Origin of the sequence: Idiomarina piscisalsi, from assembly GCF_002211765.1 — a bacterium.
GTDB classification, from domain to species: Bacteria; Pseudomonadota; Gammaproteobacteria; order Enterobacterales; family Alteromonadaceae; genus Idiomarina; species Idiomarina piscisalsi_A.
This window is the reverse complement of sequence record NZ_CP022133.1, coordinates 2,237,937-2,254,112: the sequence shown is the minus strand read 5'-3', so window position 1 is coordinate 2,254,112 and position 16,176 is coordinate 2,237,937. Positions and strand designations below refer to the sequence as shown.

The 16,176-nt window shown below is 48.5% G+C and carries 16 protein-coding genes; 4 read left to right on the top strand and 12 right to left on the bottom strand.

Annotated elements, in window-relative coordinates; all coding sequences use genetic code 11:
- Window position 1: 1 nt before the first annotated feature.
- Genes CEW91_RS10740 through tldD form a run of 3 tightly spaced genes read left to right on the top strand, consistent with a single transcriptional unit; the run spans window position 2 to window position 6,096 of the window.
- On the top strand, window positions 2-3,895 hold the full coding sequence (locus CEW91_RS10740; RefSeq protein ID WP_088768947.1) for a YhdP family protein: 3,894 nt from the start codon (window positions 2-4) through the stop codon (window positions 3,893-3,895).
- Window positions 3,849-4,688 (top strand): carbon-nitrogen hydrolase family protein, encoded by an 840-nt coding sequence (locus CEW91_RS10735; RefSeq protein ID WP_232506963.1) that lies wholly within the window; start codon window positions 3,849-3,851, stop codon window positions 4,686-4,688. The genes CEW91_RS10740 and CEW91_RS10735 overlap by 47 nt, the downstream gene beginning before the upstream one ends.
- The gene (tldD, locus tag CEW91_RS10730; RefSeq protein ID WP_088768946.1) at window positions 4,675-6,096 is read left to right on the top strand and encodes a metalloprotease TldD; all 1,422 of its coding nucleotides are present in this window, start codon (window positions 4,675-4,677) and stop codon (window positions 6,094-6,096) included. Before CEW91_RS10735 ends, tldD begins: the two co-directional genes overlap by 14 nt.
- Here the strand turns inward: tldD and yjgA are convergent, their stop codons facing one another.
- A complete protein-coding gene (yjgA, locus tag CEW91_RS10725; protein ID WP_088768944.1) occupies window positions 6,097-6,630 on the bottom strand; it encodes a ribosome biogenesis factor YjgA in 534 nt (177 codons plus the stop codon).
- 86 nt (window positions 6,631-6,716) lie between these two features.
- On the opposite strand from yjgA, the gene pmbA reads away from it, so the two are divergent.
- On the top strand, window positions 6,717-8,030 hold the full coding sequence (pmbA, locus tag CEW91_RS10720) for a metalloprotease PmbA (RefSeq protein ID WP_198400907.1): 1,314 nt from the start codon (window positions 6,717-6,719) through the stop codon (window positions 8,028-8,030).
- A 24-nt stretch (window positions 8,031-8,054) separates the two neighbouring features.
- Here the strand turns inward: pmbA and mgtE are convergent, their stop codons facing one another.
- The 11 genes from mgtE to CEW91_RS10665 are packed head-to-tail and all read right to left on the bottom strand — an operon-like array spanning window position 8,055 to window position 16,126.
- The gene (mgtE, locus tag CEW91_RS10715; RefSeq protein ID WP_088768941.1) at window positions 8,055-9,416 is read right to left on the bottom strand and encodes a magnesium transporter; all 1,362 of its coding nucleotides are present in this window, start codon (window positions 9,414-9,416) and stop codon (window positions 8,055-8,057) included.
- 3 nt (window positions 9,417-9,419) lie between these two features.
- Window positions 9,420-9,695, bottom strand: coding sequence for an HPr family phosphocarrier protein (locus tag CEW91_RS10710; RefSeq protein ID WP_088768939.1), 276 nt, complete (start codon window positions 9,693-9,695; stop codon window positions 9,420-9,422).
- A complete protein-coding gene (gene rapZ, locus CEW91_RS10705) occupies window positions 9,688-10,539 on the bottom strand; it encodes an RNase adapter RapZ (RefSeq protein ID WP_088768938.1) in 852 nt (283 codons plus the stop codon). The genes CEW91_RS10710 and rapZ overlap by 8 nt, the downstream gene beginning before the upstream one ends.
- A complete protein-coding gene (gene ptsN / locus CEW91_RS10700) occupies window positions 10,530-11,000 on the bottom strand; it encodes a PTS IIA-like nitrogen regulatory protein PtsN (protein ID WP_088768936.1) in 471 nt (156 codons plus the stop codon). Before ptsN ends, rapZ begins: the two co-directional genes overlap by 10 nt.
- A gap of 3 nt (window positions 11,001-11,003) precedes the next feature.
- Window positions 11,004-11,291, bottom strand: coding sequence for a ribosome hibernation promoting factor (gene hpf / locus CEW91_RS10695; RefSeq protein ID WP_053953073.1), 288 nt, complete (start codon window positions 11,289-11,291; stop codon window positions 11,004-11,006).
- A 26-nt stretch (window positions 11,292-11,317) separates the two neighbouring features.
- Window positions 11,318-12,778, bottom strand: coding sequence for an RNA polymerase factor sigma-54 (locus tag CEW91_RS10690; RefSeq protein ID WP_088768934.1), 1,461 nt, complete (start codon window positions 12,776-12,778; stop codon window positions 11,318-11,320).
- Between the two features lie 21 nt (window positions 12,779-12,799).
- Window positions 12,800-13,525 carry an LPS export ABC transporter ATP-binding protein gene (gene lptB, locus CEW91_RS10685; RefSeq protein ID WP_088768932.1) on the bottom strand — a complete coding sequence of 242 codons (726 nt, stop codon included), beginning with the start codon at window positions 13,523-13,525 and terminating at the stop codon, window positions 12,800-12,802.
- Between the two features lie 2 nt (window positions 13,526-13,527).
- Entirely contained in the window at window positions 13,528-14,064 is a 537-nt protein-coding gene (gene lptA / locus CEW91_RS10680; RefSeq protein WP_088768931.1) for a lipopolysaccharide transport periplasmic protein LptA, read from the bottom strand.
- Window positions 14,033-14,596: an LPS export ABC transporter periplasmic protein LptC gene (lptC, locus tag CEW91_RS10675; protein ID WP_088768930.1), complete on the bottom strand. Its 564-nt coding sequence runs from the start codon at window positions 14,594-14,596 to the stop codon at window positions 14,033-14,035. Before lptC ends, lptA begins: the two co-directional genes overlap by 32 nt.
- Entirely contained in the window at window positions 14,593-15,147 is a 555-nt protein-coding gene (gene kdsC / locus CEW91_RS10670) for a 3-deoxy-manno-octulosonate-8-phosphatase KdsC (RefSeq protein ID WP_088768928.1), read from the bottom strand. Before kdsC ends, lptC begins: the two co-directional genes overlap by 4 nt.
- Window position 15,148: 1 nt before the next feature.
- Window positions 15,149-16,126 carry a KpsF/GutQ family sugar-phosphate isomerase gene (locus tag CEW91_RS10665; protein WP_088768926.1) on the bottom strand — a complete coding sequence of 326 codons (978 nt, stop codon included), beginning with the start codon at window positions 16,124-16,126 and terminating at the stop codon, window positions 15,149-15,151.
- Window positions 16,127-16,176: the final 50 nt, after the last annotated feature.

The window sequence follows — 16,176 nt, the reverse complement described above, 5'->3', positions numbered from 1 at the left end:
AATGCAAGCACTGTCCTGGGTATTAAAAAAACTGTGGCTACTACTGGCTATTGTGCTGGTATTGGTTGCTGTTGCCCTGAGTTTGCTTCGCTATAGTCTGCCGTATCTGCCAGACTTAACTCAGCCCCTCGAGAATGAACTAGAGTCACGCTTCCAGCAACCTGTCAGTATTAACGATCTGTCTATGGCATGGACTCAGCAAGGGCCGTCTATCGTACTCGAAGACCTCTCATTGTCACCGGCAAACGATGCAAAGGTGAAGTTTAATGTAGCGCAAGTGTATGTGGTTTTAAACTTCTGGCAAAGCATTGTTCAGCAGCAATTTGTGGCTGACGAGTTTATCTTGGATAAAGCCAATATTGCGGTTGATCTCAGGCAGCTAACCGATGTGCCGGGGAATGACACATTAGATATTGATAACCTCAGTGAGTTGTTTCTACATCAGTTAGAGAAGTTCTCAATACACCAGGGACAAGTCTTTCTGACTAATTTAAGGGGGATCACCCGAAGAATTGAGCTCGAACGTTTGTCCTGGGTCAACGAAGGATCACGGCACCGCGCGGTCGGTAGCTTAAGAATGGACGACTTCGCGACCAACGCTCTGGATATCATTGTTGACCTCAATGGTGATACTTGGTCGGAATTAACGGGTCAGTTCTATGTGAATGCACAAAACATCGATATTAGTCCTTGGCTGGAGGAGAGATTGGGTGATATCGACGTACAGGAGTCGGATGTCAACTTTACCGCTTGGCTGGATATGCAAAGTGGTGAGCTATTTGAAGGGCTTCTGCAGCTTCGTCAGAACCGCATAACCTGGCAATATAAGGGCGCTGGGCAAACACATTGGTTGGATATTCCTGGGGGAAAAGTCATCTTGAGACCGCAGGAAAATGGTTGGCTAATGAATAGTTTACCAATGACCCTGGAGTCTTCTTCGGGCAGTGTTCGAATTCCGAGAGTTGCCTGGCAAAATAAAAACAGTATTCACGATATTAGTGTTTCAAACGTCAATCTAGACGATGCCACATCATTGTTAACGCTGTTACCGTTTACCTCCCAAGAAGTGGTGAAATGGGTTAAGAGAACGGGTATTAATGGTCAGGTCGACGGTCAATATCGGTTACATCCCATCACAGGAAGCCAGTGGCGTGTTGATGGCACTGGGCTGTCTATCGAAGGTGGCAATAACACACCCAGTGTAAGTGGTTTACGCATGAGTGTGAGCCAAATGAATAATCAGGCTCAATGGCATTTGTATGGTAGTGGTGTCTCAGTGGCAAGCCGACATTTGTCCTCAGAACACGCCTGGGCTATTAACGAACTGGATTTATCCGGAACCTGGATAGCCAATGATAACGGCTGGTCAGTTTCGCTAACGCAAATGCTGGCACAAGTAAACGACTTAACCTTGCAGGGAAGTGCTCAGCTATCTTCAGATAATGCGTCAGGCAAACCGTCTATTGAGTCGTTTATTTACTCGACGGCACCGTTTTCGGTGGCAACAGCTCGCAAACTGTTGCCCAAAGCGATGGGCGACGGTGTGCATAGCTACTTAAGTGAGGCTATGCACGCAGGGCAATTAAGTGGCATTGAAGCAGTGTGGCGAGGCGATATTGATAGCTTTGCCAATGACAGTTTGGCATCGGTGTTTAGTGCGCGCGCGGGCTTCGAATCGTTGGACTTTAAGTTTCAGCCTGACTGGCCGGTTCTTGAAAAGGCGCCCATTCATCTGGACTTTTATCAGAATACTTTGCTCATGTACGCAGACAAAGCGGTTATTGGCGCAGTTAATGTCGACAATGTTTTTGCGCGAATTCCGGATCTCACTGACGGTAGCATCGGACTGCAAATAGACGCACAAGCATCGGGCGATGCTCAGCAGGTCTATAATGTATTCAAGAATTCGCCTTTAGACTCGGTAACAGAAACCTTTAATCAACTGAATCCACAAGGACAGGTGGCCGGGCAGGTGGCGTTGGATATTCCGTTCGATGAGTCTCGCGAGGTTGGTGTATTTGTTGAAGCGCCATTGGCAGGCGTTCAGGTAACGGTTGACGCAATAAAACAACGATTCAGCATCAATGAAGGGAAGTTGACTGTCAATAACGGCAGCGTTAATACCTCAGATTTGATACTGAGTTGGTACGGTATGCCTGTGACAGCCTCTGTTGAGGGGAACCCCAAAAATGACGGCTATGAATTAGCCATTAATACGGAGTTAGACTGGCAGACGGAACCGTTATTCAAACAGTTTCCTTACGACCAGTGGGAAGAGTTCTTTTACGGCGCGGTTAACGGTGAAAGCCGGGTGACGTTACAGTTTATCGGTGACACGATGAAGGTTGATGCTGAAGGACAATACGACCTAACCGGTTTAGAAACGTATTTGCCAAGCCCGTTAGAAAAGAGTTTTGGTGAAGGCTGGCAGTTTTATTTCTCCTTAAACGGCTCAGGCGATAACTATACAGTGACTGGGCGCATTGACGAAAGAGCGCGTTTTGAGGGTAGCTGGCGACTGGATATGCCGGGGTGGCAAAAAGCGACGTTAGCGGTCGGTGAAGACAGTCAGATTGAGGACGCAGGCAGTGGATTCACTGTGTTGGCTGAGCTTGGAGACGCCGATATCGGCCGTTGGTATTCACTTATTTATGCGCTTGGAAGTGGAAGTTCTTCAGTGGGGGTTGCCAGCGCTGAAGCACAGAACCCATGGCTGCCCGATTCAATCAGTGTGTCAGCGAATGAGCTGAAATGGGCAGAGCAAAGCTTTGGGGCTGCGAATATACGAAGCTGGCCTGAGGCAAACGAGTGGCAGGTTCAGGTTAACTCAGACAAAGCTGTGCTCAACGTCGGTATTCCTAATGAATTTATGAAAAAAGGCATTGATGTCAGGGCTGACTATCTCGAGCTGTCCACCGATATTGAACTGCCAAGTTCTGACAACGATGACGAGGCGAAATGGGATTGGCTGGGGAAAGTGCCACCGGTCAATGTCAACTGCCGAAGCTGTCGAATTAACGAGCACAACTTAGGAGAAGTCGATTTAGCGATTTCTCCAATCGAGGCGTCCGCGCAGGCAAAAGGTTTTACGATTGACCGCCTAAACGTCACTCGAAATGGCGATCGTATACAGGCTAACGGTGTGTGGCGCTATGAAAATGAACAAGCCTATAGTGAGTTAAATGGTCAATTAAATACCAGCGATTTAGGTGAATTGCTGCGTCAGTTTGGTATTGAAACCGCTATTCGGGATAGCTCCGCGGATATTAATTTCTCTCTGAACTGGGATGATCATTTGCACCAACCCAGCTGGTCTTCATTGGACGGGAATATTTCCTGGTCATTGGGTAAGGGTTACCTTGCTGAAGTGAGTGACGGGGGCGCTCGTATATTCTCGATACTCAGTTTGGACAGTATTTTGCGTAAGCTGACGTTAGACTTCCGTGACATATTCTCTCAGGGCATGTTCTTTACTGAACTGTCAGGAAGCGCCGCCATAGAAGATGGTGTTGCTCAAACAGATGATGCCAGATTGCTTGGTTCAGCAGGCGATATGGATATTCGGGGCTGGACAGACATGACCAGCGGTGAACTGAATTATACGTTAACATACGCACCGAAAGTGACCTCGAGTCTCCCCGTTATTTTGGCATGGATGGTCAATCCGCCCAGCGGACTGGCTGCGCTACTTATCGACAAAGTGCTGCATGACGCGAAAGTTATTTCGAAGCTACGCTATGAAGTGACCGGCACTATAGAGAATCCGGTAGTACAGGAAATAGAGCGTGACAGCCGCCCGGTTGATTTGCCAGAATTGGAGGAAGACCCCAAAAATCCAGAGGTAAACGATGAAGAAGGTGCAACTGACAGCGCTGCAAATGAGCAGCCGTTCTAAACCTGAAGACAACCTCGACATTGTCAAAAAGCTTCTTAACAATCTCCCGTCTGCCAATCATCCGCATCTCGTGGTTCTTCCTGAAGCCTTTGTCTGCTTTGGCGCTGGTGACAGAGCGCAGCTGGATATGGCTGAAAACTACAAAGACGGCGATGTGCAAAGAACGCTCTCTTCGCTCGCGAAGCAACACGGTGTGTATTTGATTGGTGGCACTATCCCTATTGACGCGGGTGAACGCTTTTCGGCCGCATCGTTGATGTATTCGCCAGCCGGAGAGCTTGTTGCGCGGTACGATAAAATTCACCTGTTCGACGTGGATGTAGCTGACAACACCAAACAGTATCGTGAATCAAAATGGACGAAGCCGGGTACGGAAGTGGTTGCAGTAGATACCGACTGTGGTGTTGTCGGTATGTCGGTGTGTTATGATCTCCGTTTTCCTGAGCTGTTCAGGGCCTTGCGCGAAGCTGGCGCAAATGTCATTGCGTTGCCGTCTGGATTTACTCAAGTGACCGGGAAAGCACACTGGCATGCGTTGGTTAGAGCTCGAGCTATAGAGCAGCAGGCTTATGTGGTGGCCCCTAACCAAGTGGGTGTGCATGATAACGGGCGCGAAACTTACGGACATTCCATTATTGTCAGCCCGTGGGGTGAAATACTTGCGGAGCAGGCAAAAGGTGAGGGCATTATTTCAGTCGAAGTAGACTTAGATAAAGCGGACGAGATACGTCAACAAATGCCGGTCGCCAAACAAAATCAATTTGAGGTAGTAAACATACATGACACTAAATGACTATTCGTTGTCACAGAGCGATATTAGTAAAGCGCTGGCAACGTTATACAGCGGTACAATTGATTTTGCAGATATTTATCTGCAACACAGTGTCAATGAATCCTGGGTGCTGGAAGACGGCATTATTAAAAACGGTGCTTTTCATATTGAAACCGGCATGGGCGTCCGGGCCGTTCAAGGTGAGAAAACCGGCTTTGCTTACGCTGATGAAATTACTCTGGAAGCACTTAAACGCACGAGCGAAGCCGCAAGAGGTATTGCAAGGCAAGGACAAAGTAAGTCAGTAGCGGCGTTGCAGTCTGTGCAGGCCGCTTCACGGTACGAGGGCATCAATCCGTTAAATACACTGTCGGAAGATGAAAAAATTGAGTTGTTAAAACAAACGGATGCTCATGCACGAGCGCAGGACAGCCGGGTAACGCAAGTGGTTGTCAGTATAAGTGGTAGTTATGACGACGTGCTGGTAGCCGCTACCGATGGCACCTTTGCCACCGATAAGCGCCCGCTGATTCGCTTGAACTGCTCTGTTATTGCAGAGCAAAACGGTCGTCGTGAGCGCGGTAGTGCCGGTGGTGGTGCTCGCGTTGGTTACGAATTTTTTATAGAAGACACAGATGGCAGTACTCGCTGGAAGCATTTTGCTGAAGAAGCGGTTCGCCAGGCGTTAGTGAACTTAGAGGCGCGTCCGGCACCGGCGGGTAACATGCCTGTTGTTTTGGGCGCCGGCTGGCCAGGGGTGTTATTGCACGAGGCGGTTGGTCATGGCCTTGAAGGTGATTTCAATCGCAAAGGGTCGTCAGCTTACTCCGGTCGTGTGGGTGAAAAGGTGGCATCAGAGCTCTGTACTATTGTCGATGACGGCACCATGAATGACTGTCGTGGCTCGATGACGATAGACGATGAAGGAACACCGAGTGGTTACAACGTTCTGATAGAGAACGGTCGCTTGCGTGGTTATATGCAGGACAAGATGAACGCACGGTTGATGAAACAAAGCGTGACCGGCAACGGCCGCCGGGAAAGTTTTGCTCACTTACCGATGCCGCGTATGACCAATACCTATATGCTGCCGGGCGAGAGTACGCCGGAAGAGATTATAAGCAGTGTCAAAAAAGGGATTTATGCGCCTCAGTTTGCTGGTGGTCAGGTAGATATTACTTCAGGCCAATTTGTATTCTCGGCGTCAGAGGCTTACTTAATTGAAAACGGTAAAATTACCGCACCTATAAAAGGCGCTACGCTGATTGGAAACGGACCGGATGCCATGGCGCAAGTGTCTATGGTTGGTAATGATTTAGAACTGGATGCGGGTGTTGGCGTGTGTGGCAAGGACGGTCAAAGTGTTCCTGTTGGTGTTGGGCAACCAACCTTGAAACTAGACTCAATGACCGTTGGTGGCACGGAGTAATTAAAGGATAACGCTGCGCAGGTAAACAAATAGCTCTCGAGCCGCTTTAGGTGGTTTGTCCTGGGCTTTTTGCTGCTCAGCTAAGCGCATCAGCTGTCGAATTTTTTGGCGATCGGCCTGAGGGTAGTTTTCGATAAAGCTTTGCAAGGCCTCGTCTCCGCCGTTGAGGAGCGAGTCCCGGGCGTCTTCGACAGCGTGAAACTTAGTGGTTTCCTGCTGGTGCGCATTACGAAGGTCTGACAGCGCTTGTTCAATGGGCTCAATATCCCGAGAGCGCATCAGCTTACCAATGAATTGAAGTTGGCGTCGGTAGCCTTCGTGTTTATTACGAATTTTACGAGCCAATAATACGGCGTCACGAAGCTCGTCGTCTAACGGCATGCTCTTTAATTGAGCATCGCTGAGCTCGACTAAGTCGGTACCGACTTTTTGTCGCTCTGCCATTTCGCGCTTTTTTTGTGACTTACTGACGAAATCGTCATTGTCATGAGCGTCGATATCAGAGGATGGATTTTGTGACTTTCGTTTCGACATAATTACAACTCGATTAGCGCTAAAGCCGCTAGTTTAGCAGTGAGGAGAGTTTTTTGATAGTACAACTGGATGACCTTAACAAAGAGATGGGGCAAGTCGAGGCTGCCGTAAAAGAGGCCTTGTCGCTGGCGAAACAAAAAGGTGCCAGTGATGCGGAATGCTCTATTAGCCAAACCTCAGGCATTTCTGTGGGCACTCGTCTGGGAGAGGTCGAAACCGTCGAGTTTAACCAAGACGGCGCATTAGGCATTACGGTGTATCGCGGACAGCAAAAAGGCTCTGCGTCGACTACGGACCTGTCAAAGGCTGCTATTGAAGCCGCTGTTGACAAAGCTTGCGATATTGCCCGTTTTACGTCGCCAGATCCATACAATGGTTTAGCGCCGTCCAATCTTATGGCGACTGATATTGCGGATTTAGATTTGTGTCATCCGGGCGACCAAAGTGCAGAGTATGCTATTGAACAGGCGCTGGCATGCGAAAAGCATGCATTGAACCTTGATGAGCGCATTGTGAATTCCGATGGAGCACACTACGGTAGTCACACCGGCTTTCGGGTTTATGGCAACACACACGACTTTATTGGTGGCTTCCTGCAGTCTCGCCATAACTTAGGTTGTGCGCTTATTGCTCGTGAAGGCGATAAAATGCAGCGTGATATGAGTTATACCGTGGCGAGAAAAACGTCTGACTTATGGACGCCGGAAAAAGTGGCAGAAGACGCCGCCAGTGAAACTTTATCTCGCTTGGGAGCCAAACAGGTACCAACCGCTAAGGTTCCAGTCATTTTCCGTGCTGATATTGCGGGGAGCTTGTTTGGGCATTTCGTCTCAGCCATTAGCGGTGGAAACCTGTACCGCAAGTCGAGCTTCTTACTCGATCATTTAGGGAAATCAGTACTCCCGGAATGGCTGACCATTCAAGAGCGGCCGCATATCGTCGGCGGATTAGCCAGTACACCATTTGACGCTGAAGGCCTTAAAACCCAAGACAGAACTATTGTCGATAAGGGTGTATTGGAAACGTACTTATTGACCAGTTATGCGGCTCGTAAAATGGATATGCAACCGACCGGTCATGCAGGCGGTATTCATAATTGGCGGGTTAGTCAACAGGATAAGTCTCTACAGCAGCTGTGCCGGCAAATGGGAACCGGGCTTTTGGTGACTGAAGTTATGGGGCAAGGGGTTAACCTCGTTAATGGCGACTACTCTCGTGGCGCTGCCGGTTTTTGGGTTGAAAATGGCGAGATCCAGTACCCCGTTGAAGAAGTCACAATAGCTGGCAACTTAAAAGACATGCTGGCGAACATCGTTGCTATTGGCAACGATACCGATGAACGACATGCATTGCACACTGGCTCTGTACTGTTAGAACAAATGAGTGTGGCAGGTCATTAGCCTGCCTTTACAACAAAAAGGCGCTTAAGAAAGCAGGAGAGTCGCTGAGCCAAGGAAGGCGAAAATACCGACAACATCGGTCACCGTGGTTAAAATTACGCCACCGGCAAGTGCAGGGTCAATGTTAAAACGCTTCAACATAAGCGGAACGGTTGCCCCCGCCAGCCCTGCGGCTAATAGGTTCATCATCATAGCAAATGCGATAATACCGCCAACCAGTAAGTCTTGCTTCCAAAGCGCAACGACTGCAGCAATAAGCACCGACCATATTACGCCGTTTAAGAAGCCTATCGCGAGCTCTTTACCGATTAACCATCGGGAGTTACTGGAGCCGATATGACCGAGCGCCATACCTCGAATAACCAGTGTTAAAGTTTGACTACCGGCAATGCCGCCCATACTAGGAACTATGGTGTTCAAAATCGCCAGTATGGCCATTTGCGCCAGTATGTCTTCAAACAGTGAACTGACCATGGCGGCTAATAAGGCTGTCACCAAGTTAACTGCAAGCCATACGGTACGGCGGCGGGTACTTTTCAATACCGGCGCAAAGGTATCCTCGTCATCTTCCAAACCCGCCATACTGAGCATCGAGTGCTGGGCTTCTTCACGAATAATATCAACCACATCATCGATCGTAATACGACCCACAAGTTGTTGATCACTATCGACAACCGGTGCAGAAACCCAGTCATGTCGCTCAAAAAGCTTAGCCACTTCGGTTTCTTCCATATCGACGGGTATGGTCGTAATATCCGATGACATAATTTCATCGATGCGGCGGCTGGGGTCGATTGTTAGTAACTGAGTCAACGAAATCTCGCCAGTGACTTTTTCATTACGATCAACGACATAGAGTTTATCGGTTGCTTCGGGTAACTCTCCTTTAAGGCGCAGATAACGCAATACAACGTCGATAGTGACGTCTGAGCGTACTGTAATGGTATCGGTATTCATGATACCACCAGCGCTGTCTTCGGCGTAGGAAAGAGCGGTTTCTGCCCGCTCCCGGTCGCCTTCGTCCATGGACTTTAAGACTTCCTGATACACCGGCTCCGGCAAACCACGCAGAACGTAGGCGAGGTCATCGGTGTCCATGCCTTCGGTCGCTGCCGCCAGATTTTCCGGAGCCATCTGACGAATAATGTCTTTCTGAACTTCTTCGTTCAGCTCTTCAAGAATTTCACCGTGCTCGTCAATATCGACCAGCTTCCAGATTTTAGAACGGCTTTTCGGTGGAGAAGACTCTAACAGTAAAGCGACATCGCAGGCCGGCATGTTGTGTAGCATGCGTCGAGCTGCCACGAACATTCCGTCGGCTAACGCAGAGTTAACCTCCTGAATTCGTTGCATGGCGTATTCTTTATCGGACAGCTCGGCTATCATTGGTTACTCGTTTTCCTCAAAGCGATCTTCGAACAATTCGCTCACCGCTATTAATGCGTCTTCTGCGTCATCGCCTTCGGCACAAACTTCGACCGACTTACCTTGTTGACTGGCGAGCAGCATTAAGCACATCACACTGGCAGCGTTAACGCATTGTTCACCCTGCTGAACGGTAATTTCTGACTTGAATGACTGCGTGAGCTGCGCAAGTTTGGTCGCAGCCCTAGCATGAAGGCCCAGTTTATTGCGTATAACAAGCGTCTTGCAAGCTTTACTCATGCTGCTTTAACTCCCGGTGACGAACCTGAACCTTCACTGATTTTTGTTCAAAGCGCTCCGCTAACTGCTGTGAAATATAAACGGAGCGATGCTGCCCACCAGTACAGCCTGTCGCAATCGTTAAATAGCTGCGGTTACTGCGTTGAAAGTGAGGCAGCCAAGTGCCTAAAAAGTTTTCGAGCTGATAGACAAACTTCGTGACCAACGGCTGTTGGCGAAAATAATGCTGTACGTCCGCATCTAAGCCGGTTAGCAACTTCAGTTCAGGTTGCCAGTGCGGGTTTGGTAATATGCGTGCATCAAATACAAAATCAGCGTCTTTCGGCAGTCCATACTTAAAACCAAAAGACTGAAAAACGATAATCAGTTTTTTGTCTGCCCGGCCGAGCACACGCTCGCGCACTTCTTCACTTAACTGGTGTAACGATAAGTCACTGCTGTCCAGGCGCCATGTGGCGCGCTCCATAATTGGTTCGAGCAACTTTCGTTCTGCCTGAAGCGCATCAACTAAAGGTAACTCTTTTTGTGAGAGCGGGTGCAAACGGCGTGTTTCACCAAAGCGCTTCAGTAAGGTGTTGTCGTCGGCATCAATGAACAGTACTTCTGGTTCGACCCCTTTGGGTAAAAAATTCAGCGAGTCGAGCAGCTCTTCCGAATGTTCAGGCAGGTTTCTAACGTCAATGCTGATGGCAATTTTTGAATATTGCTCCATGACCGCATGAACCAGCGTGGGGAGTAGGCTAATGGGTAAGTTGTCGACGCAGTAAAAGCCAAGATCCTCGAGTACTCGAAGGGCGATTGTTTTACCCGATCCCGAGCGACCACTGACAATAATCAGTTGCATGGCTTATCTTCACCTTCCCCAATAAATAATTGATAGAGTGCGTTGTCACTGTCAGCGTTCCGAAGTGCGCGGGTGCAGTCTTTGTCATTCATGCGACGGGCAACGGCTGCTAATGTCTGCAAATGATTTTCATGCTCTGATTCTGGCACTAACAGCGCAAAAATAATGTCCACAGGTTGGTTATCAATCGCGTCAAACTCGATTGGTTCGTCTAACGTCAATAATACGGCAACCGGATGGCTGGCTTTAGCGAGTCGTCCATGGGGTATCGCAATACCTAAACCAATGCCGGTACTTCCCAAGCGCTCGCGGTTTATAAGGCTTTCAAAAATGTCATGACGAGTAATGCCTGACAGTTTTGGCGCAACAATTTGGCTAATGGTTTCTAATAATCGCTTTTTACTTGCACCCTCGACTGCACACTTGGTGCAGTCGGGGCTTAACAACTCACTTATTTGCATGGACTAATGCTTTTTCATTTTTTCTTTGTGTTTAATAACCTGACGGTCAAGCTTATCGATTAAACCATCAATGGCTGCGTACATATCATCGTGAACAGAGTCAGCGAAAATCTCGCCGCCGTTCAGGTGCACTGTAGCTTCCGCTTTTTGATTCGTTTTTTCAACATTAAGGATGACGTGAACGTTGGTGATATGGTCAAAATGGCGCTCTAACTTAGCAAATTTTGTGTCCACATACTCACGCAGAGACTCAGTGATATCGATATGATGACCAGTAAGATTAATTTGCATAACGTCTTCCTTCTGCAGTTTACAAGTTATAAAAGACTCTTGCGTTGACTCGATGAGGGAATATTCAGTGATTCCCGGTACTTCGCAATTGTCCTCCTCGCTACTTTGATGCCTTGCTCGGCTATCAGTTCAGCGATTTTGCTGTCGCTTAATGGTTTGCTACGGTTTTCTGCAGCGACTAACTTCTTAATTAAAGCACGTATTGCGGTACTTGAACACTCACCTCCACCTTCTGTACTGACATGGCTAGAGAAAAAGTATTTTAATTCAAAAATGCCTCGTGGGCAGTGCAGAAACTTCTGCGTTGTTACCCGTGAAATGGTGCTTTCATGCATTTCCACGGCTTCAGCGACATCATTGAGTACCATCGGTTTCATGGCCTCTTCACCGTACTCAAAAAAGCCCTGCTGGCGCTGAACAATACAGTTGGCAACTTTCAACAGCGTTTCATTGCGACTCTCCAGACTTTTAATAAACCAACGCGCTTCCTGTGTATGGTTTTTAATGTACTGACTGTCTGCCGAGGACTTCGCCGCTTTACTCAGTGCCGCGTATTCTTCATTGACCTTTAATTTAGGTACGCTATCCGGGTTTAATTCGACCACCCAGCGACCATTCTTTTTCATGACCGCAACGTCAGGAATCACGTACTCAACTTCTTGTTGAGCAACTTGTTCGCCCGGGTGCGGGTGCATTTGCTGAATCAGCCGCATGACTTCACGTAAGTCATTTTCGGTTAATTTGAGCTTTTTCTGGATATTGCGGAAGTCTCGGTTGCCCAGCAAGTCCATATGCTCGCTAACCAGAGTGATAGCAGCGAGCTTAAACGGCGTGCTGTCGTCCAGTTGTCGTAATTGAATCGCCAGGCACTCGCTGACGGTACGTGCGCCGACACCGACTGGGTCAAAGTGTTGGATGCGCTTGAGTACCATGCAGACTTCTTCTTCACCAACCTCGGGCAAGTGCACAGACTCAATAATGTCTTCAATATCCGTTGTTAAATAACCATTGTCGTCAATGGCTTCGATAATGGCTTCGCCAATCGCAGTGTCTTCTTCAGAAAAGTGCGACAGTTGCATTTGCCAAATCAGATGGTCTTGCAAAGACTCGCTCGTTGAGCCTTGGTACACCTCATAGTCACCGTCGTAGGATTTGCCGTTTGAGGCCGCTCCGGTAGCAGGAGTCGGCGATGAATAGGTATCATCCCATGTGCTGTCCACAGGGAGATCTTCTGGCATTTCCTGAGTTTTTATAACATCGGAGGTTTCACGCTGACTGTCGTCTTTATTTGACGAGTGAAGGGAATCGGTGCTGTCACCGTCATGAGGTTGTTCGCTTTCAACTTCCAGTAACGGGTTATTGTCCAGCGCGTCCTGAATTTCAGCCTGTAAGTCGAGCGAAGAAAGCTGCAGCAAGCGTATCGCTTGTTGTAACTGAGGCGTCATGGTCAGTTGCTGACCAATTTTTAGCTGCAGACTTTGTCTCATGGTTATCGTCCCGGTATCACGTTAAAGGGTGAACTGCTCACCGAGGTAAACATCTTTAACCTGTTGATTCGATAATATACTTTCTGCATCTCCGCTGGCAATAAGTTCTCCGTGACTAACAATGTACGCATGCTCACAAACGGACAAGGTTTCTCTGACATTGTGGTCTGTAATAAGTACACCAATACCACGCTGCTTTAAATGTTCAACAATTTTCTTAATGTCGATAACCGAAATTGGGTCGACGCCTGCAAAGGGCTCATCCAGAAGAATAAACGTGGGCTCTGCGGCAAGGGCGCGGGCAATTTCGACACGACGTCTCTCACCGCCGGATAAGCTCATCCCCAGACTGTTCGCGATATGACCAATATTGAACTCTTCAAGAAGCGAGTCGAGCTGTTCTTCGCGAGCGTCCGCTGAAAGCTCTTTACGGGTTTCTAATATCGCCATGAGGTTATCGCGCACGGTCAGCTTTCTGAAAATCGATGCTTCTTGCGGTAGATAACCAATTCCGCGGCGAGCGCGCTCATGCATTGGCAGAGACGTTAGGTCGTCTTTGTCTAGTGAAATCTGGCCTTTGTCGCTGTTGATTAAGCCGACAATCATATAAAACGTCGTTGTTTTTCCCGCACCATTGGGTCCTAAGAGCCCAATAATCTGGCCCTGACTGACCTCCAGGCTAACGTCCTTTACAACCTGACGACGCTTAAAGCTTTTGGCAAGATGTTTGACTCGTAAGGTGGCCATAATTAACGGTTCTCGTTGTCGGTTTTGTCGTCTTTTGTTTTCGGCGTAAATATCGTAATTACGCGCCCGTTATCGGCATCAGAGCTGCTTGCAGAGATCGTCTGTGCGGCTAAGTCGTAGACGATCGTATCTCCGCTTGAACTGCTTGTGCCCTGAGAGATTCTCGCGTCCCCGCTGAGCTCGAGACGCTGTTCGACTTGGAAATAGGTTATTTTATTTGCCTGAGCGCTAATATCGTTGCCGTTTTCCAGGGTCTGCGTGTAGGTTGCCGGTGAACCTTCAGCAATAAAGGTGTCCGCCTGCTCGCCGCTTTCGCTGGCAGAGGCTTCGAGTCGATCCGCCTTAATAAGTAGTGTGCCCTGACGGATAACAACATTGTCAGTAAGTACTAACTTATTGTTCTTTATGTCGAATTGCTCGTGGCTTGACTCGACTTCCATCGGCTTTTTAAAGTCAGCCTTTCCTTGCGCCATCGCCGTCAAAGGCAATGCGATAAGCACAAAAAAGCTAAGACTTAGGCTGGAAAACCGTTTTAACATGTCGTTTTAACTCCATCATTTCTGCGCTCATGTCGGCGCTTAAACCATCTCCGCGAACTTCCACTTGCGGACCTCGCATTAATACCGGGTATTCAGTGCTCATTGATTCATTGGCTAAGTCGATAACCAGATATTCTGTCATAACGCGCTGTATGGGAGAACTTTCCTGCAATGCTAATATTTCAACGCTACGCTCCAGAATCAGCGTTTTATCATCGTAAAAGGTACCCTGCTCGGCGGTGACTTGCCAGGTCTCTGTGCCGTCTTCCGAAAATATTGAGTATTGAGGCTGCTTGAGCTCGGTTAAACCTATTTGGTTGTAATGAGCCATTTCTTCTGAGCGAATCTTATGCGCCAGGACGCCATCACTTTCAAATATTTTGGTTTCAAGTCCGTAGGCGGTAAAATCTGGCTGCATCAGTTTTGTCGCCGTGGCAGCGCTTTCTCTGCCATCGTCACTAAAGGGACGCAGAACGAGCAATAGCCCGGCACCAAACAGAAGAACGATAATACCGACGATGCGCCAATTCACACACTGGCTCCTTTGGCATCATGCAAAAGCCCCTGACTTAACATAATCAAGTCACACACCTCACGAACCGCGCCAAAGCCACCGGCACAGCGGGTAATGTATTGAGCCTGCTGCTGAATGGAAGGGTGTGCATCTTTTACAGCAACACCAATGCCGGCTTGCTGTATCAGCGGAAGATCGGGTGTGTCGTCTCCGACATAGGCAGTCTGTTCAGCATTCACGCCGTGATGAGTCAGAAGCTCATTATATGCCTGGGTTTTGTCGGCTTGTCCCTGATAGATGTCAGACACGTCTAAATGCTGCATTCGACGCTCAACGATGTTCGATTGGCGACCGGTGATGACAGCTGTCTGTATGCCCGCATTCTTAAGTGCTTTCATACCAAAGCCGTCCCGAGTGTGGAAAGCTTTCAGCTCTTCACCATCGTTGCCAAGGTATATTCGACCGTCCGAAAAAACACCATCGACGTCGAGAATTAACAGCCGAACCTTTGAGAAGCGCTCAAACAATTGCTTTTCAATGTCCCCATACCAGGTATTAATACACTCCATGTTACAGAACCCCCGCTTGCAGTAAGTCATGCATATTCATTGCGCCGCAAGGACGACCTTCATGGTCGGTAATAATCAGTCCGTTTATTTTGCGATCTTGCATTAGTTTTAATGCTTCGGCAGCCAGCATATCCGCATTCGCGGTTGTGCATGAACGCGTCATCACATCAGCAATAGAGGTGCTGTGCACATCGACTTGATTATCCAGAATACGGCGTAAATCACCATCGGTAAAAATGCCGGCTAATCGGCCCTGGGTATCTGTAATTGCGGTCATGCCCAGACCTTTACGAGACATCTCCAATAAGGCGTCACGAATAATATCGGTTTCTGACACCAGTGGAATACGTTCGCCAGTGTGCATAATATCGTGCAGGCGCAGTAATAAGCGCTTTCCTAGTGAGCCACCTGGATGCGACAAAGCAAAGTCGTCGGCGGTAAAACCTCGCGCATTTAGGAGTGCGACGGCTAACGCGTCTCCCATGACCAATGTTGCGGTAGTGGACGCTGTTGGCGCCAAACCTAATGGACAGGCTTCCTGAGCGACCGCAATGCACACGTGGGTATCTGCAAGCCGAGCCAGAGTGGATTCAGGCTTGCCTGTCATGGCAATCAGTGGCACACCAAGGCGTTTAATCACCGGTAAAATGTTCAGAACCTCTGACGTTTCACCACTGTTTGAAATAGCAATAACCACATCTTGAGCCGCAACCATGCCTAAGTCGCCGTGACTGGCTTCGCCTGGGTGCACGAAGAACGATGGTGTCCCCGTTGATGCCAATGTGGCGGCTATTTTCCCGCCAATGTGCCCTGATTTACCCATACCGGTCACAATAACCCGGCCTTTGCAGTTAAATAATGTCTGACAGGCCGCATCGAAGTTATCATCGAGGTACTCATAAAGCCCTTCAATGGCTTGCTTCTCAATATCCAGGACTTGTTGCCCTAGTTGGCGAAAGTTCTGGGTCACTTGCTTCATTGCTTTTTCCCAATCTTAAGTCTACTGGGGCTATAATACGTTATTCGTTT